The sequence below is a fragment of the Mycolicibacterium litorale genome, assembly GCF_010731695.1.
In the GTDB taxonomy this organism is placed as follows: Bacteria; Actinomycetota; Actinomycetes; order Mycobacteriales; family Mycobacteriaceae; genus Mycobacterium; species Mycobacterium litorale.
The window spans coordinates 2910871-2935724 of record NZ_AP022586.1 but is presented as its reverse complement, the minus strand read 5'-3'; the positions used below and the strand labels follow the sequence as shown (position 1 = coordinate 2935724).

Genomic DNA, 24854 nt, shown 5'->3' with positions numbered 1-24854 from the left:
GTTTTATCGCGATCTGGTGACACCATGGACACCATGAGGCAAAGGATTCTGGTTGTCGACGACGACCCATCGCTGGCCGAGATGCTCACCATCGTCCTGCGCGGGGAAGGATTCGACACCGCCGTCATCGGCGACGGCACCCAGGCGCTGACCGCAGTCCGGGAGCTCCGCCCGGATCTGGTGCTGCTGGATCTGATGCTGCCCGGCATGAACGGCATCGACGTCTGCCGCGTACTGCGGGCCGATTCCGGTGTGCCGATCGTCATGCTCACCGCGAAGACGGACACCGTCGACGTCGTGCTCGGCCTGGAATCCGGTGCCGACGACTACGTCATGAAACCGTTCAAACCCAAGGAACTCGTCGCACGCGTTCGCGCCCGGTTGCGCCGCAACGAGGACGAGCCGGCGGAGTTGCTGTCGATCGGCGATGTGGAGATCGACGTTCCCGCCCACAAGGTCACCCGGCAGGGCGAGCAGATCTCGCTGACCCCGCTGGAGTTCGACCTGTTGGTGGCGCTGGCACGCAAACCGCGCCAGGTGTTTACTCGAGATGTGCTGCTCGAACAGGTGTGGGGATACCGTCACCCCGCTGACACCCGTTTGGTGAACGTGCACGTCCAGCGGTTGCGGGCCAAGGTCGAGAAAGACCCGGAGAATCCGCAGGTGGTGTTGACCGTTCGAGGAGTGGGATACAAGGCCGGACCTCCATGATCTGGGGCGCGAGACGGCGCATCCGGGGAGGTTTCTGGCGGTCGGGACCGCTGATTCGCGGACTCGGCGCGCTGGGACGGGCGTTGAGCCTGGTGTGGCGCCGCTCGCTGCAGTTGCGTGTCGTCAGCCTGACCCTCGGGCTGTCGCTCGCCGTCATCCTGGTGCTCGGCTTCGTGCTGACCAGCCAGATCACCGACCGCATCCTCGAGGTCAAGGTCAAGGCGGCGATCGAGGAGATCGAACAGGCCCGCAACACCGTGGGCGGCATCGTGGGCGGTGAGGAGACCCGCTCCCTCGACAGCAGTCTGCAGCTGGCGAGGAACACGCTGATCGACCGCAAAGCGGACGCCGGCAGCGGACTCGCCGGTGCCTACGACGCAGTGCTCGTCGTGCCCGGTGACGGACCCCGCGCCGCGACCGCCGCAGGACCTGTCGGCCAGGTGCCCGACGCGCTGCGCGACTTCGTCAAGGCGGGCCAGGTCAGCTACCAGTACGCGACCGTGACCGCCGACGGCTTCTCCGGGCCCGCGCTGATCGTCGGCAGCCCGACGTCCTCGGAGGTCACCAACCTCGAGCTGTACCTGATCTTCCCGTTGAACAACGAGGAGTCCACGATCGCGCTGGTGCGCGGCACCATGGCCACCGGCGGCATCGTGCTGCTGGGCCTGCTCGCCGCGATCGCGCTGCTGGTGGCCCGCCAGATCGTGCTGCCGGTGCGCTCGGCGTCGCGCATCGCGGAGCGGTTCGCCGAAGGGCATCTGTCGGAACGGATGCCGGTGCGCGGCGAGGACGATATGGCCCGGCTGGCGGTGTCGTTCAACGATATGGCCGAAAGCCTGCAGCGTCAGATCACCCAGCTCGAAGAATTCGGGAACCTGCAGCGCCGCTTCACCTCTGACGTGTCCCACGAATTGCGGACGCCGTTGACGACGGTGCGCATGGCCGCCGACCTGATCCACGACCATGCCGACGACCTCGACCCGGCGCTGCGCCGGTCGACCGAGCTGATGGTCAGCGAACTCGACCGGTTCGAGACGCTGCTCAGCGACCTGCTCGAGATCTCCCGCCACGACGCCGGCGTCGCCGAACTGTCGGTCGAGTCGGTGGATCTGCGTTCGACGGTGCAGAGCGCGCTGGATAACGTCGGCCACCTCGCGCAGGAGGCCGACATCGAGTTGATCGTCGACCAACCCGCCGAGGAGGTCATCGCCGAGGTGGATCCGCGCCGCGTGGAACGGATTCTGCGCAACCTGATCGCCAACGCGATCGACCACGCCGAGCACAAGCCGGTGCGCATCCGGATGGCCGCCGACGAGGACACCGTCGCCGTCACCGTGCGGGACTACGGGGTCGGTCTGCGGCCGGGCGAGGAGAAGTTGGTGTTCAGTCGGTTCTGGCGGTCGGATCCGTCACGCGTGCGCCGCTCCGGCGGGACGGGGCTGGGGCTGGCGATCAGTATCGAGGACGCCCGGTTGCACCAGGGCCGGCTCGAGGCGTGGGGCGAACCCGGCAAGGGCGCCTGCTTCCGGCTGACCCTGCCGCTGGTGCGCGGCCACAAGGTGACGACCAGCCCGCTGCCGCTGAAACCCATTTCGCCCGAGAAGGCGCCGCGACGTGGTGGCCGCGAACGCCAACCGGCAGGGGAGACGGTGTGAGACGTCTCGGGGCGGTGGTGTGGTTGCTCGCGTTCGCGCTGGCCGCGTCCGGCTGCGCCGGGGTGCCGAACTCGTCGGCACCGCAGGCGATCGGAACCGTCGAGCGCCCCGCACCGCCGAGCCTTCCGAAGCCGACACCGGGCATGGATCCCGACGTGCTGCTGCGCGAATTCCTCAAGGCCACCGCCGATCCCGCGAACCGGCATCTGGCGGCGCGCCAGTTCCTGACGGAGTCGGCGTCACAATCCTGGGACGACGCAGGCAGCGCGTTGCTCATCGACCGCGTGGTGTTCGTCGAAACCCGTGAGCCCGAACGCGTTTCGGTGACCATGCGCGCCGACATCCTGGGCTCGATCTCGGATATGGGCGTTTTCGAGACGGGGGAGGGTGCGCTGCCGGACCCCGGGCCGATCGAGCTGGTCAAGACCTCGGACGGCTGGCGCATCGACCGGCTGCCCAACGGGGTGTTCCTCGACTGGCAGCAGTTCCAGTCGACCTACAAGCGCAACACGCTCTATTTCGTCGACCCGACCGGCACCACCGTCGTACCCGATCCGCGATACGTCGCGGTGTCCGATCCCGACCAACTGGCCACCGAGCTGGTGTCGAAACTGATCGCCGGGGCACGGCCCGAGATGGCCAACACCGTACGGAACCTACTGGGGTCGCCGCTGACGCTGCGCGGACCGGTGACGCGGGCCGACGGCGGGAAGACCGGGGTGGGCCGCGGATACGGCGGCGCGCGGGTCGATCTGGAGAACCTGTCGACCACCGATCCGCACAGCAGGCAGCTGCTCGCCGCCCAGATCATCTGGACCCTCAACCGAGCAGGCATCAACGGGCCGTACGTGATCAACGCCGACGGCGCCCCGCTCGACGACCGCTTCGCCGACGGCTGGGAGACCTCCGACGTCGCGGCCACCGACCCCGGCGCGTTCGCGGGTGCGGCGGCTGGGTTGCACGCGCTGATGGGCGGATCGCTGGTGTCGTTGGACGCGCAGCGCGCGCCGCGGGTGCCGGGCTCGTTCGGGCAGGCACCCAACCAGGCGTCTGCCGCGGTGTCGCGTAACGGTCAGGACGCCGCCTCGGTGGTGGTCTTGCGGCCCGGCGCGCCCGACATGCAGTCGACGCTGTGGATCGGTCCGCTCGGCGGACGCGCGAATCAGGCGCTGGAGGGCCGGAGCCTGTCGCGGCCGAGTTGGTCACTCGACGACGCCGTGTGGGTCGTGGTCGACGGCGCGAACGTGGTGCGGGTGATCCAGGACGCGTCCGGCCAGCCGGCGCGGATCCCCGTCGACGCCGGTCCGGTGGCATTGAAGTTCCCCGGCCCGATCGCCGAACTGCAGCTGTCCCGCGACGGCACCCGGGCGGCCATGGTCATCGGCGGGCAGGTCATCCTCGCCTCGGTGGAGCAGACCCAGGGCGGGCAGTTCGCGCTGACCTATCCGCGGCGTCTCGGGTTCGGCCTGGGGGAGACGGTGGTGTCGCTGTCCTGGCGCACCGGCGACGACATCGTGGTCAGTCGCAAGGATCCGCAGCATCCGGTGTCCTACGTCAACCTCGACGGCGTGAACTCCGACGGGCCGAGCCGCAACCTCGCCATGCCGGTCACCACCGTGGCGGCCAACCCGTCGACGGTGTACGTCGCCGACGCGCGGGGCGTGGTCCAGCTGTCGCCGTCGACTGCCGAAGGCGACCCCACGTGGACCGAGGTGCGCCCGCTGATGGTCGCCGGCACGGTGCCGGTCCTCCCGGGATAGCCCTCGGCTCCGGAACCTCACGCCGCCAGCGCTATTCGGGTTCGTCGTCCTCGCCGGTGTGGTCGGTGAGGTAGCGCTGCGGGTGGAAGTGGTTGTTGGTGCGGGGTTGGCCGGTGTCGAGGTGGGCGGGTGGCATCCGACGCTGAAACCCATGACTCGAACACTAGTTCGAACCACCGACAAGTCGCCGCTTCGCGGAGCTGTCGCCCCCTCCGGCCACACTGCAGCCATGCTCGACCTGATCCTCCCGCTCGAATGCGGCGGTTGTGGCCGGCCGGCCACGCGGTGGTGCGAACACTGTGCCGCGACGCTAATCGTGCGGCCCGACGAACCGCACCTGGTCAGCCCGCGCCTCGATCCCGGCGTTCCCGTCTTCGCGCTGGGCAGATACGCCGGTCCGCGGCGACACGCGATTCTCGCGCTCAAAGAACGCGGCCGCGCCGATCTCATCGCGCCGCTCGCCGGCGCGCTGCGCGAGGGTGTCGAGCACCTGGGGTCGTGGGGAATCGTCGAACCCTCCGTCGCCTTCGTGCCGGCGCCCACCCGCCGATTCGCGGCCCGGCGCCGCGGCGGTGACCCGGTGACCCGAATCGCCCGCGCCGCCTCACTCGAGGTCGTCTCGGCCCTGCGCTCGCGCGCGCTGACGCGGGACTCGGTCGGCCTGTCCGTGCCCGATCGGCAGCGCAATGTCGCCAACCGGATCAGGCTCATCCGGCCGGTTGACGGCGCCGTCGTGCTCGTCGACGACGTCATCACCACGGGCGCCACGGCCACCGAATCGGTCCGTGTGCTGCAAACGACCGGCGCCCGGGTGGTTGCTGTGGTCACCCTCGCTCATGCATGACGCGCATGATCAGCGATCACCGTCGGATGAAACCGCCGTGAAGAACTTGAAACAGTCTCGGGAACCACTGGCCGACCCGGTGAACAACGACTACCGTCGGCCTTAACCACCCGTGAATTCACGGCGGCGCTCAGAACGAGGCGCCACTTCACCGCACAACGGTAGGAGGTGACAGTCGACACCTTGCGCCGGTGGGCTGCGGCAAATCCATGCGACACTCAACTCCCGTCGGCGCGTTCCGTGACAATCCCGGCACGCGCTCTGCGTGCGACGCGAAAGAGAAACGAGTTGCCAAGTATGTCAACGTATTCCGTCGAAACTGACCGCACGATGGTGATCGAGGACGAAGCGCCGGTCGAGGCGCCGAAGGCCGAGGTCGTCGTCAAGGGCCGCAACGTCGAGATTCCCGATCACTTCCGAACCTACGTCGCCGAGAAGCTCACGCGTCTCGAGCGGTTCGACCGCAGCATCTACCTCTTCGACGTCGAACTGGACCACGAGAAGAACCGCCGCCAGCGCAAGAACTGTCAGCATGTGGAGATCACCGCGCGCGGACGTGGACCCGTGGTCCGGGGCGAGGCGTGTGCGGACAGCTTCTACGGCGCCTTCGAGGCGGCCGTCAGCAAACTCGAGAACCGGCTGCGCCGCAGCAAAGACCGCCGCAAGATCCACTACGGGGACAAGCGGCCCGTGTCGGTCGCGGAGGCGACGGCCGCAACAGCGGCGATCGAGGACGAGAAGCCGGCGCCCGCCGAGGACGCCAACCTGTTCGGCGCCCCGCAGGACGAGCACGAGCCGGGACGCATCGTCCGCGTCAAGGAGCATCCGGCCACGCCGATGACGGTCGACGACGCCCTGTCGCAGATGGAACTCGTCGGCCACGACTTCTTCCTCTTTCACGACAAGGAGACCGACCGGGCCACCGTGGTGTACCGCCGCCACGCCTACGACTACGGGTTGATCCGGCTGGCGTGATCCCGCCCGCCTGACCTGCTGACCACGGCCCCGCGACGCCACCCCGTCGCGGGGTTCGTCGTGCGAACACGCAGCCGGGACTGCCAGGAAGACGGAGTTCCCAGGCGCGACCTCTACCATGGGACACGTCTGATACCTCAACCCACAGGGGAAAAAGCGTGCTCGATAAGTTGCTCCGTCTCGGTGAAGGCCGCATGGTCAAGCGCCTCAAGAAGGTGGCTGACTATGTCAATACCTTGTCCGACGACGTCGAGAAGCTGTCTGACGCCGAACTTCGCGCCAAAACCGACGAGTTCCGCAAGCGCATCGCCGAGGGTGAAGACCTCGACGACCTGCTGCCCGAGGCGTTCGCCGTCGCCCGCGAGGCCGCCTGGCGGGTGCTCAGCCAGCGCCACTTCGACGTCCAGGTGATGGGCGGTGCGGCCCTGCACTTCGGCAACGTCGCCGAGATGAAGACCGGTGAGGGCAAGACGCTCACCTGTGTGCTGCCTGCCTACCTCAACGCGCTGTCCGGCAAGGGCGTGCACGTCGTCACGGTCAACGACTACCTGGCCAAACGCGACAGCGAGTGGATGGGCCGCGTGCACCGCTTCCTCGGCCTGTCCGTCGGCGTCATTTTGTCCGGGCTCACCCCCGACGAGCGGCGCGAGGCCTACGCCGCCGACATCACCTACGGCACCAACAACGAGTTCGGCTTCGACTACCTGCGCGACAACATGGCGCACCGGCTCGAAGACCTCGTGCAGCGCGGCCACAACTACGCCGTCGTCGACGAGGTCGACTCCATCCTCATCGACGAGGCCCGTACGCCGCTGATCATCTCGGGCCCCGCCGACGCCGCCTCCAGCTGGTACAGCGAGTTCGCCCGGCTGGCGCCGATGATGGAAAAGGACGTCCACTACGAGGTGGACATCCGCAAGCGCACCGTCGGCGTCCACGAGATCGGCGTCGAGTTCGTCGAGGACCAGCTCGGGATCGAGAACCTCTACGAGGCCGCCAACTCGCCGCTGGTCAGCTATCTCAACAACGCGCTGAAGGCCAAGGAGCTGTTCCAGCGCGACAAGGACTACATCGTCCGCAACGGCGAGGTCCTCATCGTCGACGAGTTCACCGGCCGCGTGCTGCTGGGCCGCCGCTACAACGAAGGTATGCACCAGGCCATCGAGGCCAAGGAGCACGTCGAGATCAAGGCCGAGAACCAGACGCTGGCCACGATCACGCTGCAGAACTACTTCCGGCTCTACGACAAGCTCGCCGGCATGACCGGTACCGCCCAGACCGAGGCGGCCGAGCTGCACGAGATCTACAAGCTCGGTGTCGTGCCGATCCCGACCAACCGCGACATGATCCGTCAGGACCAGACCGACCTCATCTACAAGACCGAAGAGGCGAAGTTCATCGCGGTCGTCGACGACGTCTACGAGCGGTACGAGAAGGGGCAGCCGGTCCTCATCGGCACCACGAGCGTCGAACGCTCCGAGTACCTGTCCAAGCAGTTCACCAAGCGCAAGATTCCGCACAACGTCCTCAACGCGAAGTACCACGAGCAGGAGGCGAACATCATCGCCGAGGCCGGCCGCCTCGGCGCGATCACCGTCGCCACCAACATGGCCGGTCGCGGTACCGACATCGTGCTCGGCGGCAACGTCGACTTCCTCGCCGACCGGCGTCTGCGCGAGCAGGGGCTCGACCCGGTGGAGACCCCCGACGAGTACGAGGCCGCCTGGGAGGCCACCCTCAACCAGATCAAGGCCGAGGCCAGCGAAGAGGCCGAGGACGTCCGGGCGGTCGGCGGGCTCTACGTGCTGGGCACCGAACGCCACGAGTCGCGCCGAATCGACAACCAGCTGCGCGGCCGCTCGGGCCGTCAGGGCGACCCCGGCGAGTCCCGGTTCTACCTGTCGCTCGGTGACGAGCTCATGCGGCGCTTCAACGGCGCCACGCTCGAAGCGCTGCTGACCCGGCTGAATCTGCCCGACGACGTGCCGATCGAGGCCAAGATGGTCACCCGCGCGATCAAGAGCGCGCAGACCCAGGTCGAGCAGCAGAACTTCGAGGTCCGCAAGAACGTCCTCAAGTACGACGAGGTGATGAACCAGCAGCGCAAGGTCATCTACAAGGAGCGCCGCCGGATCCTCGAGGGCGAGGATCTCGCCGAGCAGGCCCACAAGATGCTGGTCGATGTCATCACCGCTTACGTCGACGGCGCCACCGCCGAGGGCTACTCGGAGGACTGGGACCTCGAGCAGCTGTGGACCGCGCTCAAGCAGCTCTACCCGGTGGGCGTCGACTACCACGACCTCGTGGACTCCGATGCGGTCGGCGAAGCCGGCGAGCTGACCCGCGAGGAACTCCTCGACCTGCTGATCAAGGATGCGGAGCGGGCCTACGCCGAGCGGGAGCGGGAGCTCGAGGAGCTGGCCGGCGAAGGCGCGATGCGCCAGCTCGAGCGCAACGTGCTCCTCAACGTCATCGACCGCAAGTGGCGCGAGCACCTCTACGAGATGGACTACCTCAAGGAGGGCATCGGCCTGCGCGCCATGGCGCAGCGCGACCCGCTCGTGGAGTACCAGCGCGAGGGTTACGACATGTTCGTCGGCATGCTCGAAGCGCTCAAGGAGGAGTCGGTCGGCTTCCTGTTCAACGTGACCGTCGAGGCGGCGCCCGCCGCACCGTCGACCCGCGTGGCACCGGTCGCCGCACCGCCGGGACTGTCGGAGTTCGCGGCGGCCGCGGCGCAGGCCCAGGAGCAGACCAGCCAGGGCGGTGTGGCCACCAAGGAGCGCGAGACTCCGGCGCCGACTCTGCGCGCCAAGGGCATCAACAACGATGACGCCCCGCCGCTGACCTACGTCGGCCCCGGCGAGGACGGCAGCGCCGAGGTGCAGCGCTCCAACGGCGGCCCGCGCCACGCGGCCACGACAGGCACCACCCGCCGGGAGCGCAGGGAGGCGGCCCGCAAGCAGGCCAAGGCCAAGCCCTCGCGGACGCAGCGGCGCGGCTGATCAGCCGATCTGGAGGGCGACCACTTGCCAGCGGCCGTCGCCGGTGAGTTCGACCCGCGCCGCGATCGCGCGGACACGGTCACCACGGGTGTAGCTCGCGGACACCTCCGCTGCGGAGGGGCCGACACTGCGTAACCGCACGCGGCGCAGCCTGGCCGGGTTGCCGTAGCGGATGCGGCACAGCGTGCCGACGGTGTCGAGCAGCGGTGGCGCCAGCATCGGCTTGAGGTGCGCCGGGGGCCGTCGGCGGTCGAGGACCTCGAGAACCCGGCGCAGCGCCACGTCGGTGAACACCGCCGCCGCCCGCGGTACCGCCGGTTCGGTGTCCGGCCGCGGGGCCGGGCGCAGCATCCGCGGGGTCCGCCGGTGCAGCGCCGCGGGCGACGGCGGGGGACATGCGGTACCCGCAACGCCCAGGGGCGCGGGTTCGTAGTCCACGACCGGCGAGATGGACGACGGGCGCTCGGCGTGCGACGGCGATGACGGCGATGACGGCGAAGATGGGGTCACGGCACTCTCCATGCTCGGCAGGACACGACACGGCCGTCTGCTGGAGAGGAACAGACGCCTTCATCGTCGCACGGTTGCGCGCAGGTCGGGAGCACCCGTGATGCGGGTGCACAGATGGGGCCGCTACCGTGGCGGGGGATCGGCGGTCGACGAAAGGGGTGGCGTCGGATGGTGAGCCGGCTGTCGGCGTCGGACGCGGAGTTCTACCACCTCGAGAACACCTCGACGCCGATGTACGTCGGCACGCTGTCGATCCTGCGCAAACCCCGCAGCGGGTTGAGCTACGAGACGTTGCTGCACACCGTCGAACAACGCCTACCCCAGATCCCGCGCTACCGGCAGAAGGTCCGGGAAGTGACGATGGGCCTGGCGCGGCCGGTCTGGATCGACGACCGCGACTTCGACATCACCTACCACATCCGGCGCTCGGCGCTGCCGTCTCCGGGCAGCGACGCCCAGCTGCACGACCTGGTCGCCCGCCTCGGCTCCCGGCCGCTCGACAGGTCGCGGCCACTGTGGGAGATGTACCTGGTCGAGGGGCTGGCGAAGAACCGCGTCGCGATCTACACCAAGAGCCACCAGGCGCTGGTCAACGGGATGACCGCGCTCGAGATCGGCCACGTCATCGCCGACCGCACCCAGAAGCCGCCCCAATTCGGGGAGGACATCTGGATCCCCGCGCGCGAGCCCAGCGACCGCGCGCTGCTGCTGGGCGCCGTCGGCGAGTGGATCACCCGGCCGGCCGAACAGCTCGCCGCGGTGCGTGCCGCGGTGACCGACCTGACCAACGCCGAACAGCTCGTCGCGGCGGCCCGCCAGGTCACCGACATGGCGCGCAACCTCACCCGGGGCACCGCGCCTAGCAGCCCGCTGAACACCACCGTGTCACGCAACCGGCGTTTCACGGTGGCCGGACACCGCCTCGAGGACTACCGCACGGTGCGGGCGCGCTACGACTGCGACATCAACGACGTGGTGCTCGCCGTCGTCGCCGGGGCGCTGCGCAACTGGCTGCTCTCCCGCGGAGAGCCGGTCACGCCGACGGCCACCGTCCGGGCGATGGCGCCGATGTCGATCTACCCCGACGCCGACCTCGACTCCACCGGACCCGGGCAGGCGATCAGCCAGGTGTCGCCGTTCCTGGTCGACCTGCCGGTCGGGGAGAGCAACGCCGTGGTGCGGCTGTCGCAGATCGCCCACGCCACCGAATCGCACCCGACGGCGGGCAGCCTCGTCGACGCCCGCACCATCGTCACCCTGTCCGGCTTCGCGCCACCGACGTTGCACGCCATGGGTATTCGCGTCGCCACCAATTTCCCGCCGCGGCAGTTCAACCTGCTCATCACCAACGTCCCCGGCGCGCAGAAACAGATGTTCGTCGCGGGCACGAAGCTGCTGGAGACCTATGCCGTGCCGCCGCTGCTGCACAACCAGGTGCTCGCGATCGGTGTCACGTCGTACAACGGAGAGCTCTATTTCGGCATCAACGCCGACCGTGACGCGATGAGCGACGTCGACGTGCTGCCCGGCCTGCTGGCGGAGTCACTGGACGAACTGCTGGAGGCCGCCCGGTGACACGACGGTTACCTTCTGCGGATTGACGGAACCGCTTCGCAGGGGTCTCATGGTCAGACCATGACGGTCAGCAAAGAGAAGGACAAACACCGGCTGCGGCGACACACGGTGGACTCGGCGCTCAAATCGCCCACCGACGAGGCCATCCCGCACCCGGCGCTCGACACCCCGATCGAGCACGAGGCCTACACCGGCTCGCGAGGCCTCGACTGGGTGGTGTTCGGCGTGACCGCCGTCATCGCCGTCGCGTTCCTCGTCTGGGGCTTCGTCAGCACCGAGTCACTGGCGACCGCATCCGGTAACGCGCTGAGCTGGGTGATGAACAACACCGGCTGGCTGTTCGTGCTCACCGCGTCGGGGTTCGTGGTCTTCGTGCTGTGGCTCGCGCTCGGTCGCTACGGCAACATCCCGCTCGGCCGCGACGACGAGGAACCCGAGTTCCGCAGCGTGTCGTGGGTCGCGATGATGTTCAGCGCGGGCATGGGCATCGGCCTGATGTTTTTCGGTGTGGCCGAACCGCTGACGCACTTCACCACGCCGCCGCCGGGCACCGGACCGGAGGGCAACTCCGATGCCGTGCAGGCCGCGATGGCCACCACGTTGTTCCACTGGACGCTGCATCCGTGGGCGATCTACGCCGTCGTCGGCCTGGCCATCGCCTACGGCGTCTACCGCAAGGGCCGGCTGCAGCTGATCAGCGCTGCGTTCGAACCGCTGCTGGGCTCGCGAGCCAACGGATCGTGGGGCAAGGTCATCGACATGCTGGCGATCTTCGCCACGCTGTTCGGTTCGGCTGCCTCACTCGGCTTGGGCGCGTTGCAGATTCGCAGCGGCCTGCAGATCGTCGCCGGCATCGGGGAAGCCGGGAACACCGTGCTGATCGTGATCATCACCGGCCTCACCATCGCCTTCGTGCTCTCGGCGGTGTCCGGTGTGGCGCGCGGCATCCAGTGGCTGTCGAACATCAACATGGTGCTGGCGTTGCTGCTGGCCGTCTTCGTGTTCGTGGTCGGCCCGACGGTGTTCATCCTGAACCTGTTGCCGACCTCGCTCGGCAGCTACCTCGCCGAACTGCCGGTGATGTCGGCCCGCACCGGCGCCGAAGGCGCCGAGGTCGACACCTGGCTGCAGTCGTGGACCGTCTTCTACTGGGCGTGGTGGATCTCGTGGACACCGTTCGTCGGCATGTTCATCGCCCGCATCTCGCGCGGCCGCACCATTCGGCAGTTCGTGACCGGGGTGCTTCTCGTGCCCAGCCTGGTGTCGCTGGTGTGGTTCTGCATCCTCGGCGGCGCGGCGATCAACACCCAGGAGGGGGGCGTCGACCTGGCGGGTGAGGGCAGCAACGAAGAGCAGCTGTTCACCCTGCTCGATCAGTATCCGATCGCCACCATCGCCAGCATCCTGGTGATGGTGCTGGTGGCCATCTTCTTCGTCTCCGGCGCCGACGCCGCATCGATCGTGATGGGCTCGCTGTCCGAGCGCGGCACGATCAAACCCACCCGCGGAGTGGTGATCTTCTGGGGTGTGACGACCGGTGCGGTGGCCCTGGTGATGCTGCTGGTCGGCGGCGCCGACGCGCTGACCGGACTGCAGACGATCACGATCATCGCCGCGCTGCCGTTCGTACTGGTGATGGTGGGGCTGGCCGTCGCGCTGGTGAAGGATCTGCGCAACGACCCGATGATGGTGCGGAAGCGGTATGCCGCCGAGGCGGTGGACAGCGCGGTGATCCACGGTGTCATCGAACACGGCGACGACTTCATGATCTCGGTGGAGAAGGATCCCGACGCCAAGTAGTTAGTCTCGCGGGATGCGCGTCTACATCCCGGCGACCCTCGCCATGCTCAGCCAGCTCGTCGCCGACCGGTCGCTGCACGCGGTGAACGGGACGGCGTTCGCGGTCACGCCGGCGTTGCGCGAGTCGTACGCCGAGGGTGACGACGACGAACTGGCCGAAGTGGCACTGCGGGACGCCGCGCTCGCCTCGCTGCGGCTGCTGGCCGCCGACGAAGGTGCGAGCCTGCCGCCGCGGCGGGCGGTCCTGGTCGTCGACGTCGAGGACGCGGCGGCCCGGCCCGATCTGGACGAGGCGGTGGTGCGCCTGACGAGCCCCGTCGCCTACTCCGACGTGATCGCCGCCTACGTCGACAACGCGGATGCCGAGAGCGCGGTCCGGCTCGCGATCAACGCCGTGGACATCGCGGACTTCGGCGACGAGGACGCCGAACTGACGGTCGGCGACGCGCAAGATCACGACCTCGCCTGGTACGCCCCGCAGGAGCTGCCATTCCTGCTCGACCTGCTCTAGGGCTGGATACGGAACCGTAAGTTACGGTACCGTAGGTTCATGGCCAAGAGTCACGTCAAAGTCTCGGCCAAAGTGGCCGACACGGTGCGCCCCGACGTTCCCGCGAAGCATCCCGCGATCCATGCGCTGCGCAAGATCGCGGCCAAGATCACCACGCCGTTGCTGCCCGACGACTATCTGCAGTTGGCGAATCCGTTGTGGTCGGCCCGCGAGTTGCGTGGTCGCGTCATCGACGTCCGACGGGAGACCGAGGACTCCGCGACCCTGGTGATCAAACCCGGCTGGGGCTTCACGTTCGACTACCAACCAGGCCAGTACATCGGGATCGGATTGCTGATCGACGGCCGGTGGCGCTGGCGGAGCTACTCGCTGACCTCGAGCCCGCGCAGCGGGGGCCGGACCATCACGATCACGGTGAAGGCCATGCCCGAGGGGTTCCTGTCGACTCACCTGGTCGGCGGCGTGGCGCCCGGCACGATCGTGCGGTTGGCCGCGCCGCAGGGCAATTTCGTCATGCCCGATCCGGCGCCGGCCTCGGTGCTGTTTCTGACCGGTGGGTCCGGGATCACCCCGGTGATGTCGATGCTGCGCACGCTGGCGCGCCGGGACCAGATCACCGATGTGGTCCATGTCCACTCGGCGCCGACCGAGTCCGACGTGATGTTCGCCTCGGAGTTGGCCGCTCTGGAGGGCAGCCACGACGGTTACCGCCTGCACCTGCGGACCACCCGGACCCAGGGCCGTCTCGACCTGTCCCGGCTCGACGAGATCGTGCCCGACTGGCGGGAGCGGCACACCTGGGCGTGTGGCCCCGAAGGCATGCTCAACGACGGCGAGAAGGTGTGGGAACGGGCCGGCATCGCTGACCGGCTGTACCTGGAGCGGTTCGCGGTGACCAAGGCCGCGCCGCACGGGCAGGGCGGAACGGTGCAGTTCGCGCGCAGCGGCAAGACCGTCGAAGCCGATGCGGCCACCTCGCTGATGGACGCCGGGGAGAAGGTCGGCATCCAGATGCCGTTCGGCTGCCGCATGGGCATCTGCCAGTCGTGTGTCGTCGGCCTGGTCGAGGGCCACGTCCGCGACCTGCGCACCGGCGTGGAACACGAACCGGGTAACCGGATCCAGACCTGCGTCTCCGCCGCTTCCGGCGATTGTGTGCTCGACGTTTAGTAGTGGCCGTTCAGCGGTTACCCACTGGTAACCTACGGCTTCGTAGGTTACGCTACCGTAGGTAGAGGAAGGAGGCGCCAGGATGGCAATCACAGACGTACCCGAATTCGCACATCTCACCGACGCCGACATCGAGAGCCTGGGTGTCGAACTCGACACGATCAGGCAAGACATCGAAGACTCCCTCGGTGAGCGCGATTCGCGCTATATCCGTCGCACCATCGCGGCGCAGCGGGCACTCGAAGTGACCGGCCGGCTCCTGCTGGCCGCCAGCTCCCGTCGTTCGGCCTGGTGGGCCGGCACCGCGACCCTGGGCGTGGCCAAGATCATCGAGAACATGGAGATCGGCCACAACGTCATGCACGGCCAGTGGGACTGGATGAACGATCCGGAGATCCACTCGTCGTCGTGGGAGTGGGACATGGGCGGAGCCTCCAAGCACTGGCGGTTCACCCACAACTTCATGCATCACAAGTACACCAACATCCTCGGCATGGACGACGATGTGGGCTACGGCCTCATCCGCGTCACCCGCGACGTGAAGTGGAAGCCGTTCAACCTCGGCAACCTGCTCTACAACACCATCCTCGCCATCGGGTTCGAGTGGGGTGTCGGACTGCAGCACGTCGAGCTCGGCAAGATCTTCAAGGGCCGCGACAACCGGGACGAAAGCAAGATCCGGGCACGCGAATTCGCCGCCAAGGCGGGTGCGCAGCTGGCCAAGGACTACGTGGCGTGGCCCGCCGTGACGGCGCTGTCGCCGCACGCGACGTACCGGTCGACGCTGACCGCCAACGCGGTGGCCAACGTCATCCGCAACGTCTGGGCCAACGCGGTGATCTTCTGCGGCCACTTCCCCGACGGCGCCGAGAAGTTCACCAAGACCGACATGGTCGGTGAGTCCAAGGGGCAGTGGTACCTGCGTCAGATGCTGGGCAGCGCCAACTTCACCGGCGGCTGGCTGCTGCGCTTCATGAGCGGCAACCTGTGCCACCAGATCGAGCACCACCTGTTCCCGGACCTGCCGAGCAACCGGTTGCACGAAATCTCCCTGCGGGTGCAGCAGGTGTGCGACAAGTACGACCTGCCCTACACCACCGGGTCGTTCCTGGTGCAGTACGGCAAGAGCTGGCGGACCATCGCCAAGCTGTCGCTGCCGGACAAGTACCTGCGCGACACCGCCGACAACGCGCCCGAGACCCGCAGCGAGCGGATGTTCGCCGAGCTCGAGCCGACTCAGCGGCGCGGCCTCAAGTCGTCGATCGCCGCGGTGCGGGCACGTCGTCGCGAGAAGCGCGAGGCGCGCGCGGCGCTCGCCGCTTAGACGCATCGAGACTGCGGGGAGATCGCGATTCCATCGGAATCGGCGATCTCCCCGCAGTCTCGGCGTTTCCGGGGTCAGTCGGGGATGTAGTCGAACGTGTCCGGGTTGGGCCCGGTGCGGCCTGGCTCACCCTTGTCGAGGCCGGCCAACGCCTGGACGTCGTCATCGCCCAGTTCGAAGTCGAACAGTGCGAAGTTCTCCTCGATCCGCTGGGGCGTCACCGATTTGGGGAACACGATGTCGCCGCGCTGGATGTGCCAGCGCAGCACCACCTGGGCCGGGGTCTTCCCGGTCGCCTCGGCGATGCGGGTGACGACGGCGTCGTCGAGGACCTGGCCCTGCGCGATCGGGGACCACGCCTCGGTCGCGATTCCGTGCTCGGCGCCGTAGGCGCGCACCGCCTCGTTGGTGAAGTACGGGTGCACCTCGATCTGGTTGACCGCGGGCACCGTCTCCGTCTCACGGGCGAGCCGTTCCAGATGGTCGACCTGGAAGTTCGAGACGCCGATGCTGCGGGCGCGGCCGTCCTTCTTGAACTCCTCGAGGGTCTGCCACGTCGACACGAAGTCGCCGTCGTAGAGCGTCGGAAGCGGCCAGTGGATCAGGAACAGGTCGACATACCCGTCCGCACCGTCGAAACCCAACTCGCTCAACGTCTGGTCGAAGGCGCGACGCGCGTCGTCGGGCCGGTGGAACCCGTTGTTGAGCTTGCTGGTGATGAACACCTCGGAGCGTTCGACTCCGGCGTCTCGGATGCCCTGGCCGACGCCGCGCTCGTTGCGGTACATCTCGGCGGTGTCGATGTGGCGGTAGCCGATGTCGAGTGCCGTCTTGACCGCTTTGGCCGTCTCGTCGGGTTTGATCTGGTAGACGCCGAATCCCAGCTGTGGGATCTGCGCACCGTCGTTCAGGGTGATGGTGGGAGCGTTGCTCAAGGTCGATTCTCCTTCTGAAATAGTGGCATCGACGTGTTCTGTGTGCCCGTTCGTGCAACCCCGCACACGCCGCGCGGCTTTCCGTGTCGTGCTGTCAGGGTGCTGTGGGTTTGCGCACGATCACGAAGCCCTGCGGTGTCGACTCCAGCCCGTCGTCGTCGGGTTCACGCACCATCTCGACGTAGGGGGTGAATCCGTGCGACAGGCACGCCGCGACGACCTGCGCCGGGGTGCGACGGTGGAAGACCAGGGACACCGTCCGGCCGAACGCCTCGTCGAGGATGCGTGGTCGGTCGCCGACCTGGAACGCGAGCAGCAGAAACCCGCCGGGCCGCAACACCCGGCGGAATTCGGCGAAGACGGCGCCGAGGCCTTCGTCGGGGATGTGGATCACCGAATACCACGCGCACACGCCGGTGACGGATGCGTCGTCGACGTCGAGTGCGGTCATCGAGCCGATGCGGAAGTCCAGCTCCGGGTTGAACTTTCGCGCTTCACCGATCATGTTGGGGGACAGGTCGATTCCGGTCACCGCAGCGCCGTGGCCCGCGAGGATCGCGGTGGTCGCCCCGGTCCCGCAGCCGACGTCGAGGATGGGTCCGCCGGGTCCGGTCAGCCCGGCGAACGCCTGCAGCACCGCGAGCTCGAGCGGCTTGCGGTCGAGCCAGTGGTGGAAGCGTTCGGCGTATGCAGCCGCCGTCGCGTCGTAAGGGGCGCGGGTGTCGTCGAGATATCCGCCGCTCATGCGTCGTTGAGCGCTCCGAGCAGGTGACGGGCGGCGGCCACCCGGCCCGCCGCGGCGCCGGTGAGCTCGTCGAGTGCGCACTCCGGGTCGGCAGGCGGACCCATGTGCCCGCAGCCGCGTGGACAGTCGGCGATCGCCTCGGCCAGATCGGAGAACGCCAGCAACACGTCTTCGGGCGCGATGTGGGCCAATCCGAACGAGCGGATGCCCGGGGTGTCGATCACCCAGCCGTCGTCGGCCAGCGGCAGCGCCACCGACTGCGTCGACGTGTGCCGCCCCTTGCCGACGCCGCTCACCGCGCCGATCGCCCGATCAGCCTGCGGCACAAGACGATTGACCAGAGTCGACTTTCCGACACCGGAGTGGCCGAGTAGCACGGTCACCTGTCCGGTCAGCAGCGGGACGACCCGGTCGAGCGCATCGTCGCGGCCCGCGGTGATGACGGTGAGGTCCAGGTCGCTGAACTGGGCGGCGAACGGCTCGGCGGGGGCGAGGTCGCTCTTGGTCAGGCACAGGATCGGGGTCAGGCCACCGGCGTACGCCGCGATCAGGGCGCGTTCGACGAAGCCGGTCCGCGGTGGCGGATCGGCCAGCGCGACGACGATGAGCAGTTGGTCGGCGTTGGCGACCACCACCCGCTCCGTCGGATCGGTGTCATCGGCGGTGCGGCGCAACACACTTCGGCGTTCGCCGCGCCGCACGATGCGCGCCAGCGTGTCCGGCCGCCCGGTCAGGTCGCCGACCACTTCCACGTCGTCGCCGACGACGATCGGGGTGCGGCCGAGCTCGCGCGCCCGCATCGCGGTCACCACCCGCTGCGGATCGCGGTCGAGTGCGCAGCCCCAGCGGCCGCGGTCGACGGTCACGACCATGGCACTGCGCGCGTCGGCATGGTCCGGACGGGTCTTCGTTCGCGGTCGGGAGCCCCGACCCGGCCGGACCCGGACGTCGGACTCGTCGTACTCGCGAGGGCTCAAGCGCCTGCCTCGGGGTCCGCTCCGGTCTGCCCGGCGAGCATGTCGGTCCACAGCTGCGGGAACTCGGGCAGCGTCTTGGCGGTGGTGGCGATGTCCTCGATCTCGACGCCGGGGGTGCGCAATCCGACGATCGCGCCGGCCATCGCCATCCGGTGGTCGGCGTAGGAGTGCCAGACGCCACCGTGCAGCGGGGTGGCGGTGATCACCAGTCCGTCGTCGGTCTCCTCGCACTGCCCGCCCAGTCCGTTGATCTCGGCACGCAGCGCGGCGAGCCGGTCGGTCTCGTGACCGCGCAGATGCGCCACCCCGCGCAGCCGCGACACCGCGCCGGGTGCGGCGACCGCGGCGAGCGCGGCCACCGCCGGGGTGAGTTCACCGACGTCGTGCAGATCGGCGTCGAATCCGTCGTAGTGCCGGCTGCCCTGCACCTCCAGGTACGACTCGGTCTGGCGTACCACCGCACCGAGCTTTTCGAGGATGGCGAGGATCGCGTCGGCGGGCTGGGTGCTCGCGGCGGGCCAGCCGGTCACCCGCACCGCGCCGCCGCTGACCACGCCGGCGGCCAGGAACGGCACCGCGTTGGACAGGTCCGGTTCGATGGTCCACTGCCGGGCGGCGACGGGTCCGGGATGCACCGTCCACCGGTTGGCCCGGCTGTCGTCGACCTCGACACCCGCGTCCCGCAGCATGCTGACGGTCATCGCGACGTGTGGCGCCGACGGGACCGACTCTCCGGTGTGCACGATGGTCAGCCCGTCGCGGAACGCCGCTCCCGAGAGCATCAGCCCGGAGACGAACTGTGAGGACGCCGAGGCGTCGATCTCGACGGTGCCACCGGCCACCGCACCCTCGCCTCGTACGCAGAAGGGCAGACCGTCGCCGTCGATGTGCACACCGAGGGCGCGCAGACCGGCCAGCAGCGGGGAGATCGGGCGGGCGCGGGCCTGTTCGTCGCCGTCGAACGCGACGGTCTCGGTGCTCAGCGCGGCCACCGGCGGCAGGAAGCGCAGCACCGTACCGGCCAGCCCGCAGTCGACTCGGGCTTCGGCAGCCGGTGCGAGGGCGCCGCTGACCACGAGTTCGCATGCGACGGTGTCCACGCACTCGACCTCGTAGCCGAGCGTCTGCAGCGCGCCGATCATCAGGTCGGTGTCGCGGCTGCGCAGCGCACCGCTGATCGTCGACGCCCCCGCAGGGGTGGCCAGCGCCGCCAGCACAAGGGCGCGGTTGGTCTGGGACTTCGAACCCGGAATCGTCAGCGTCGCGTGGACGGGGGTCGGCGTGGAGGGGGCCGGCCAGTTGTTCACGGTTCCCATCCTGCCTTGTCGGCTGCGCGTGCCACTATCGGAGGTATGTGTGGACGTTTCGCAGTGACCACCGACCCGGCCCTGCTGGCCGAGAAGATCAAGGCGATCGACGAGACCAACACCGCACCGAACGACACCGGCCCGAACTACAACGTCGCACCGACCACCACGATCAGCACGGTGGTCAAACGGCACAGCGAACCCGACGACGAGTCGACGCGCCGGCTGCGGTCCATGCGGTGGGGATTGATCCCGCCGTGGGTCAAGAGCGGCGAGGACGGCACACCCGACAACAAGGGCCCGCTGCTGATCAACGCACGCGCCGACAAGGTCACCACCTCGCCGGCGTTCCGCAGCTCCGCCAAGACCAAGCGCTGTCTGGTGCCGATGGACGGCTGGTATGAATGGCGGCCGAACCCGGCGGACGGCGGGTCGGGCAAGAAGGCGGCGAAGACTCCGTTCTTCATGTACGGGGCCGACGGCGAACCGCTGTTCATGGCCGGGCTGTGGACCACCTGGCGGCCCAAGGGTGCGCCGAAGGAGGCGCCGCCGCTGCTGAGCTGCACGATCATCACCACCGACGCCGCAGGGCCGCTCGCGGAGATTCACGACCGCATGCCGCTGACCATCAGCGCCGACGACTGGGATCGCTGGCTCGACCCCGACGCACCGATCGACGAGGGGCTGCTGCGTGGGCACGGCGATCTCGACCGCATCGAAGTCCGTGAGGTGTCCCGGCTGGTCAACAGCGTCCGCAACAACGGTCCGGAGCTCATCGCGCCCGCCGAACCGGAACCCGAACAGGCCACCCTGCTTTGACCCGGCCGCCGGAATCGTCCGGCCCGCTGCACGACGCCGCCGTCCTGGACGCACTCGGCGCTGACCTGCGGGCCGCGGAGTTCACCACCGACGGGGTGTCGAGTCTGCTCGGCGCCGACGCCGACGCCGCGTTCGCGCGGGGAGTGTGGTGGCCGGCGCTGCGCGCCACCGAGCGGGCCTCCGGCGACCGAACGGCCCTTGCCGTCGTCGCGCGATTGTTCCTGCTCGGCGCAGAAGAACCGCGGGAACGCGTCGACGCGGCGTTCCCGGCCGCGGGGGCCGACGGGTTGGTGGCCAACGGGGTGCTCGCGACGACCCCGCGGGGGACGTTCCGGGCGGCCCTGGATATCCGCCCGCATGGCGACGGGCACCGAGACTTTCTCGTAGTGTCCGATCTGGACTCCGCGCTGCGCGACGGCGCCGTCCGGCGCGACCACGTCCTGGGCATCGGCGGTGCGTCGGTGTCGCTGGCCCGCGCCGTGGTGCGCGAGCCGGTCGGGCGTGCGCTCGACCTCGGCACCGGCTGCGGGATCCAGGCGCTGCATCTCGACGCCCACTGCGCCGACATCGTCGCCACCGACACGAACGTGAGGGCGCTGGCGCTGGCGGCGGCGACCGCCCGGCTCAACGGGATGTCGTGGGATCTGCGCTGCGGCAGCCTGTTCGAGCCGGTCGCCGGTGAGCGTTTCGACCTGATCGTGTCCAATCCGCCGTTCGTGGTCGGCGCCGGTGCCCGCGACTACATCTACCGGGATTCCGGCGTCGTCGGAGATGGCCTGTGCCGCAGCCTGATCGAACAGGTCGGCGCGCATCTGCAGCCAGGCGGGACCGCCCACGTCATGGCGAACTGGATCGTGCGCGCGGGCGACGATTGGCGTGAGCGGGTGAGCGGGTGGCTGGCCGGTACCGGCCTGCATGCCTGGGTGGTGCAGCGTGAACTCGCCGATCCGGTCAGTTACGTCTCGTTGTGGACTTCCGATGCGGGCGAGGCGCCGGAGCAGGCGGCCCGGCGGGGAGGGGAGTGGCTGGACTGGTTCGCCGCCGAGGGCATCACCGCGATCGGCATGGGCATGATCGCGCTGCGCGCCCCGCGCGCGGGTGAGCAGCGCCCACCCGACCACGTCCTCGAAGAGATCACCGCGGCCGACGAGGTGGTCACCGGTCCGGAAGTGCAGGCGTTCTTCGCCCGCCGCGAATACCTGCACCACACCACCGACGAGGCGCTCCTGGCCGCGCGGCTGTCCACCGCACCGGTGTTCCTCGATGAACAGTCGCTGCCCGGGCCGGACGGCTGGCAGGTCGTCGGCGCCGCGGTGCGCCGGCCGGGTGGGCCGGGCGCCGTCATCGGCGTCGACGAGGTGTCGCGGGCGCTGCTGGCCGGCTGCCGCGGTGAGGTGCCGCTGGGCACGCTGATCGACCTGCTCGCCGCGCACCACGGCGTCGACGCCGGCGCGCTGGCCACCGCGGCGCTGCCGGTGGTGCGGGAGGCGATCGGGCGGGGGATCGTCTACCAGGCGGACTAACCCTGTTGGTAGCCAGGAGGATTCGGGCTGTCCACCCACAGGTCGACGCCGAGTTCGGAGCCGGGGATGCAGTCGTAGACCGACAGGTCCGTCACGCCGGAGTCGAGCAGCACGTCCTCGCACAGCAGTGCCTGGCCGGTGTATTCGCGGGACGGCCGGGTGAGCACCGCATAGGCCGCGTCGGCGTACACCTCGGGTTTGCGGGCCCGCGCCATCGCCTCGTCGCCGCCAAGCAGGTTCTGCACCGCGGCCGTCGCGACCATGGTGCGCGGCCACAGCGTGTTCGACGCGATGCCGGCGTCACGCATCTCCTCGGCGATCCCCAACGCGCACAACGTCATCCCGAACTTGGCCATCATGTAGGCCGTCGGGGTGAGCCATTGCGACTCCAGCCGGATCGGCGGTGACAGCGTGAGGATGTGGGGGTTGTCCCGGCCCTTCATGTGGGGGATGCAGGCCTGGGTGACGGCGTAGGTGCCGCGGACCTGGATGCCGTTCATCAGGTCGAAACGCTTGAGCGGCACCTCCTCGACCGAGCCCAGGTTGATCGCCGACGCGTTGTTCACGCACATGTCGATGCCGCCGAACTGTTCGACGGTCTTGGCCACCGCGGCGGTGACCGAGTCGCCGTCGCGGATGTCGCCGACGATCGGCAGCGCCTGGCCGCCGGCGTCTTCGATCTCCTTGGCGGCGGTGTAGATGGTGCCGGGCAGTTTCGGATGCGGTTCGGCCGTCTTGGCGACGAGCGCGATGTTGGCGCCGTCGGCGGCGACGCGTTTGGCGATGGCCAGCCCGATGCCGCGGCTCGCGCCGGAGATGAACATGGTCTTGCCGGCCAGCGGGGTGCCTGACGTCTGTGTCATGGGTGTGAGCCTATGACGCGCGGATGTCGGCGGTCACCGCGTCGGTCAACCGGACGAGGTCCTGCGGTGCGACCGCGATCTCCAGGCCCCGCTTACCGGCGCTGCACAGCACCCGGTCCCACTGCAGCGCGGAGGCGTCGACCACCGTCGGCAGCCGCTTGCGCTGCCCGAGCGGAGAGATGCCGCCGAGCACGTAGCCCGTCGACCGTTCGGCGGCGGCGCGTTCGGCCATCGCGGCCTTCGGGACGCCGAGCGCGGCGGCCGCGGCCTTGAGCGAGAGTCTGGCCGGGACCGGCAGCACCGCCACCGCGAGCCCTCTGGGTATCGCGATCACGAGCGTCTTGAAGACCTGTGTGGCCTCCATACCGGTGTCGGCCAGTTCCTCGACGGCTTCCTCGCCGTAGGACCCGGCCCGCGGATCGTGCCGGTACTGCAGGACCTCGTGGTCCACTCCGGCGGAGAGGAGGGCCGCGATCGCCGGCGTCGCTGCGCGCACGCGGATCAGCTTAGAGGCGGCTCCGATGTGGCCGGGAACAACGGTGCGAGGTTGTGCTGTTGATCGGAAGGACTTCGGCAGCACACGCAGCCGGGAACACGTCGGTCATTACCTCTAGGATCAAGGGAGGACTCTGGTGCCATTGGCCTGCCTGGACCGTCCGGTGGATTTGCCGGGCCTGTTCGACGGCGCCGCGACAGAAGGGACGGTGTCGACCACGATGACCGACATCGACGGATCGGCGGTCGAACGAGACGAATCCGACGCCGAACTGACCGCACGCTTCGAGCGCGACGCGATTCCGCTGCTCGACCAGCTTTACGGCGGTGCGCTGCGGATGACGCGCAACCCCGCCGACGCCGAGGATCTGCTGCAGGAAACCATGGTCAAGGCCTACGCCGGGTTCCGCTCGTTCCGCGAGGGCACCAACCTCAAGGCGTGGCTGTACCGCATCCTGACCAACACCTACATCAACAGCTACCGCAAGAAACAGCGCCAGCCGTCGGAGTACCCGACCGAGGAGATCACCGACTGGCAGCTCGCCGCCAACGCCGAGCATTCGTCGACGGGTCTGCGGTCAGCCGAGGTGGAGGCGCTGGAACTGCTGCCCGACACCGAGATCAAGGCGGCGTTGCAGGCATTGCCGGAGGAGTTCCGGATGGCGGTGTACTACGCCGACGTCGAAGGGTTCCCGTACAAGGAGATCGCGGAGATCATGGATACGCCCATCGGGACCGTGATGTCCCGGTTGCACCGCGGCCGCAAGCAGCTGCGTGAGCTGCTGGCCGATGTCGCGCGAGACCGCGGGTTCGTCCGCGGTGCGCAAGCGCCCGAGGAGGTGTCGTCGTGAGTGACGAAGAGCGGTGGACACCGCCGGTAGGCCCGGTCGACCCCGAGCATCCCGAGTGCGCGGCGGTCATCGCCGAGGTGTGGACGCTGCTCGACGGCGAGTGCACACCGGAGACCCGCGACAAACTCAAACATCACCTCGAGGAGTGCCCCGCGTGCCTGCGCCACTACGGCGTCGAGGAACGCGTCAAGCGGTTGATCGCCGCCAAATGCGGTGGGGAGAAGGCGCCGGACCGGCTCCGCGAACGGCTGCGGATCGAGATCAGCCGCACGACGATCTACCGCAGCTGACGGTACAAACGACGAAACTACGGTTGTTGAGGGATTTCGGCCGAATTCCCTGAACAACCGTAGTTTCGTGTGTACGTACGGTCAGCGCACCGACTTCGAACCGGCGTTGGGCCGCTTGCCGTGGTTGGCCTTCGAGTGCTTACGGTCGCGCTTCTTGCGGCCACGCTTGGCCATGATGTTCCTCCGTCTGGTCAAAGTTCGCCCGGCCC

23 protein-coding genes are annotated in these 24854 nt (G+C 68.7%); 15 read left to right on the top strand and 8 right to left on the bottom strand.

Features of this window, described 5'->3' with window-relative positions; all coding sequences use genetic code 11:
* The first annotated feature begins 24 nt into the window (after positions 1–24).
* The 6 genes from mtrA to secA all read left to right on the top strand — a co-directional run bounded on the left by mtrA (position 25) and on the right by secA (position 8950).
* Positions 25–711 (top strand): two-component system response regulator MtrA, encoded by a 687-nt coding sequence (gene mtrA / locus G6N30_RS13910; protein ID WP_059087635.1) that lies wholly within the window; start codon positions 25–27, stop codon positions 709–711.
* A complete protein-coding gene (gene mtrB / locus G6N30_RS13905) occupies positions 708–2366 on the top strand; it encodes an MtrAB system histidine kinase MtrB (RefSeq protein ID WP_134053692.1) in 1659 nt (552 codons plus the stop codon). Before mtrA ends, mtrB begins: the two co-directional genes overlap by 4 nt.
* The gene (gene lpqB / locus G6N30_RS13900) at positions 2363–4126 is read left to right on the top strand and encodes an MtrAB system accessory lipoprotein LpqB (RefSeq protein WP_134053690.1); all 1764 of its coding nucleotides are present in this window, start codon (positions 2363–2365) and stop codon (positions 4124–4126) included. Before mtrB ends, lpqB begins: the two co-directional genes overlap by 4 nt.
* A gap of 229 nt (positions 4127–4355) precedes the next feature.
* Entirely contained in the window at positions 4356–4970 is a 615-nt protein-coding gene (locus G6N30_RS13890; RefSeq protein ID WP_134053688.1) for a ComF family protein, read from the top strand.
* 297 nt (positions 4971–5267) lie between these two features.
* Complete coding sequence (gene hpf, locus G6N30_RS13885; RefSeq protein WP_134053686.1) at positions 5268–5945, top strand: ribosome hibernation-promoting factor, HPF/YfiA family; 678 nt, start codon at positions 5268–5270, stop codon at positions 5943–5945.
* Positions 5946–6103: 158 nt separating this feature from the next.
* Positions 6104–8950: a preprotein translocase subunit SecA gene (gene secA, locus G6N30_RS13880; RefSeq protein WP_134053684.1), complete on the top strand. Its 2847-nt coding sequence runs from the start codon at positions 6104–6106 to the stop codon at positions 8948–8950.
* On the opposite strand, the gene G6N30_RS13875 is transcribed toward secA, so the two are convergent.
* Positions 8951–9472 carry an Rv3235 family protein gene (locus G6N30_RS13875; protein WP_134053682.1) on the bottom strand — a complete coding sequence of 174 codons (522 nt, stop codon included), beginning with the start codon at positions 9470–9472 and terminating at the stop codon, positions 8951–8953.
* 156 nt (positions 9473–9628) lie between these two features.
* Here G6N30_RS13875 and G6N30_RS13870 point away from each other — a divergent pair, with 156 nt between their 5' ends.
* The 5 genes from G6N30_RS13870 to G6N30_RS13850 all read left to right on the top strand — a co-directional run bounded on the left by G6N30_RS13870 (position 9629) and on the right by G6N30_RS13850 (position 15840).
* On the top strand, positions 9629–11035 hold the full coding sequence (locus G6N30_RS13870; RefSeq protein WP_134053680.1) for a WS/DGAT/MGAT family O-acyltransferase: 1407 nt from the start codon (positions 9629–9631) through the stop codon (positions 11033–11035).
* A gap of 60 nt (positions 11036–11095) precedes the next feature.
* The gene (locus tag G6N30_RS13865; protein ID WP_134053678.1) at positions 11096–12835 is read left to right on the top strand and encodes a BCCT family transporter; all 1740 of its coding nucleotides are present in this window, start codon (positions 11096–11098) and stop codon (positions 12833–12835) included.
* A gap of 13 nt (positions 12836–12848) precedes the next feature.
* Positions 12849–13346 carry a DUF6912 family protein gene (locus G6N30_RS13860; RefSeq protein WP_134053676.1) on the top strand — a complete coding sequence of 166 codons (498 nt, stop codon included), beginning with the start codon at positions 12849–12851 and terminating at the stop codon, positions 13344–13346.
* Between the two features lie 39 nt (positions 13347–13385).
* Positions 13386–14516: a ferredoxin reductase gene (locus G6N30_RS13855; RefSeq protein ID WP_134053674.1), complete on the top strand. Its 1131-nt coding sequence runs from the start codon at positions 13386–13388 to the stop codon at positions 14514–14516.
* Between the two features lie 82 nt (positions 14517–14598).
* Positions 14599–15840, top strand: coding sequence for a fatty acid desaturase family protein (locus G6N30_RS13850; protein WP_134053672.1), 1242 nt, complete (start codon positions 14599–14601; stop codon positions 15838–15840).
* A gap of 74 nt (positions 15841–15914) precedes the next feature.
* On the opposite strand, the gene G6N30_RS13845 is transcribed toward G6N30_RS13850, so the two are convergent.
* The 4 genes from G6N30_RS13845 to aroA all read right to left on the bottom strand — a co-directional run bounded on the left by G6N30_RS13845 (position 15915) and on the right by aroA (position 19813).
* A complete protein-coding gene (locus tag G6N30_RS13845) occupies positions 15915–16775 on the bottom strand; it encodes an aldo/keto reductase (protein WP_134053670.1) in 861 nt (286 codons plus the stop codon).
* 94 nt (positions 16776–16869) lie between these two features.
* On the bottom strand, positions 16870–17520 hold the full coding sequence (locus G6N30_RS13840; protein WP_134053668.1) for a class I SAM-dependent methyltransferase: 651 nt from the start codon (positions 17518–17520) through the stop codon (positions 16870–16872).
* Entirely contained in the window at positions 17517–18497 is a 981-nt protein-coding gene (rsgA, locus tag G6N30_RS13835) for a ribosome small subunit-dependent GTPase A (RefSeq protein WP_134053666.1), read from the bottom strand. The genes G6N30_RS13840 and rsgA overlap by 4 nt, the downstream gene beginning before the upstream one ends.
* Positions 18494–19813: a 3-phosphoshikimate 1-carboxyvinyltransferase gene (gene aroA / locus G6N30_RS13830; protein WP_134053664.1), complete on the bottom strand. Its 1320-nt coding sequence runs from the start codon at positions 19811–19813 to the stop codon at positions 18494–18496. The genes rsgA and aroA overlap by 4 nt, the downstream gene beginning before the upstream one ends.
* A gap of 36 nt (positions 19814–19849) precedes the next feature.
* On the opposite strand from aroA, the gene G6N30_RS13825 reads away from it, so the two are divergent.
* Both G6N30_RS13825 and G6N30_RS13820 read left to right on the top strand, forming a co-directional pair.
* Entirely contained in the window at positions 19850–20623 is a 774-nt protein-coding gene (locus G6N30_RS13825) for an SOS response-associated peptidase (RefSeq protein WP_163687579.1), read from the top strand.
* Positions 20620–22146, top strand: coding sequence for a DUF7782 domain-containing protein (locus G6N30_RS13820; protein ID WP_134053662.1), 1527 nt, complete (start codon positions 20620–20622; stop codon positions 22144–22146). The genes G6N30_RS13825 and G6N30_RS13820 overlap by 4 nt, the downstream gene beginning before the upstream one ends.
* Here G6N30_RS13820 and G6N30_RS13815 read toward each other — a convergent pair.
* Together G6N30_RS13815 and G6N30_RS13810 are read right to left on the bottom strand one after the other, a co-directional pair.
* Positions 22143–23009 (bottom strand): SDR family oxidoreductase, encoded by an 867-nt coding sequence (locus tag G6N30_RS13815; RefSeq protein ID WP_134053660.1) that lies wholly within the window; start codon positions 23007–23009, stop codon positions 22143–22145. The two genes, G6N30_RS13820 and G6N30_RS13815, sit on opposite strands and share 4 nt — an antisense overlap.
* A 10-nt stretch (positions 23010–23019) precedes the next feature.
* A complete protein-coding gene (locus G6N30_RS13810; protein ID WP_407664654.1) occupies positions 23020–23505 on the bottom strand; it encodes an aminoacyl-tRNA deacylase in 486 nt (161 codons plus the stop codon).
* 220 nt (positions 23506–23725) lie between these two features.
* Between G6N30_RS13810 and G6N30_RS13805 the strand changes: the two genes are divergently transcribed.
* Positions 23726–24355, top strand: a complete 630-nt coding sequence (locus G6N30_RS13805; RefSeq protein ID WP_179965634.1) for a sigma-70 family RNA polymerase sigma factor — start codon at positions 23726–23728, stop codon at positions 24353–24355.
* Positions 24352–24645, top strand: coding sequence for a mycothiol system anti-sigma-R factor (rsrA, locus tag G6N30_RS13800; RefSeq protein WP_011558791.1), 294 nt, complete (start codon positions 24352–24354; stop codon positions 24643–24645). The genes G6N30_RS13805 and rsrA overlap by 4 nt, the downstream gene beginning before the upstream one ends.
* A gap of 81 nt (positions 24646–24726) precedes the next feature.
* Here the strand turns inward: rsrA and G6N30_RS27460 are convergent, their stop codons facing one another.
* Positions 24727–24819 (bottom strand): 50S ribosomal protein bL37, encoded by a 93-nt coding sequence (locus G6N30_RS27460; protein WP_003882799.1) that lies wholly within the window; start codon positions 24817–24819, stop codon positions 24727–24729.
* Positions 24820–24854: the final 35 nt, after the last annotated feature.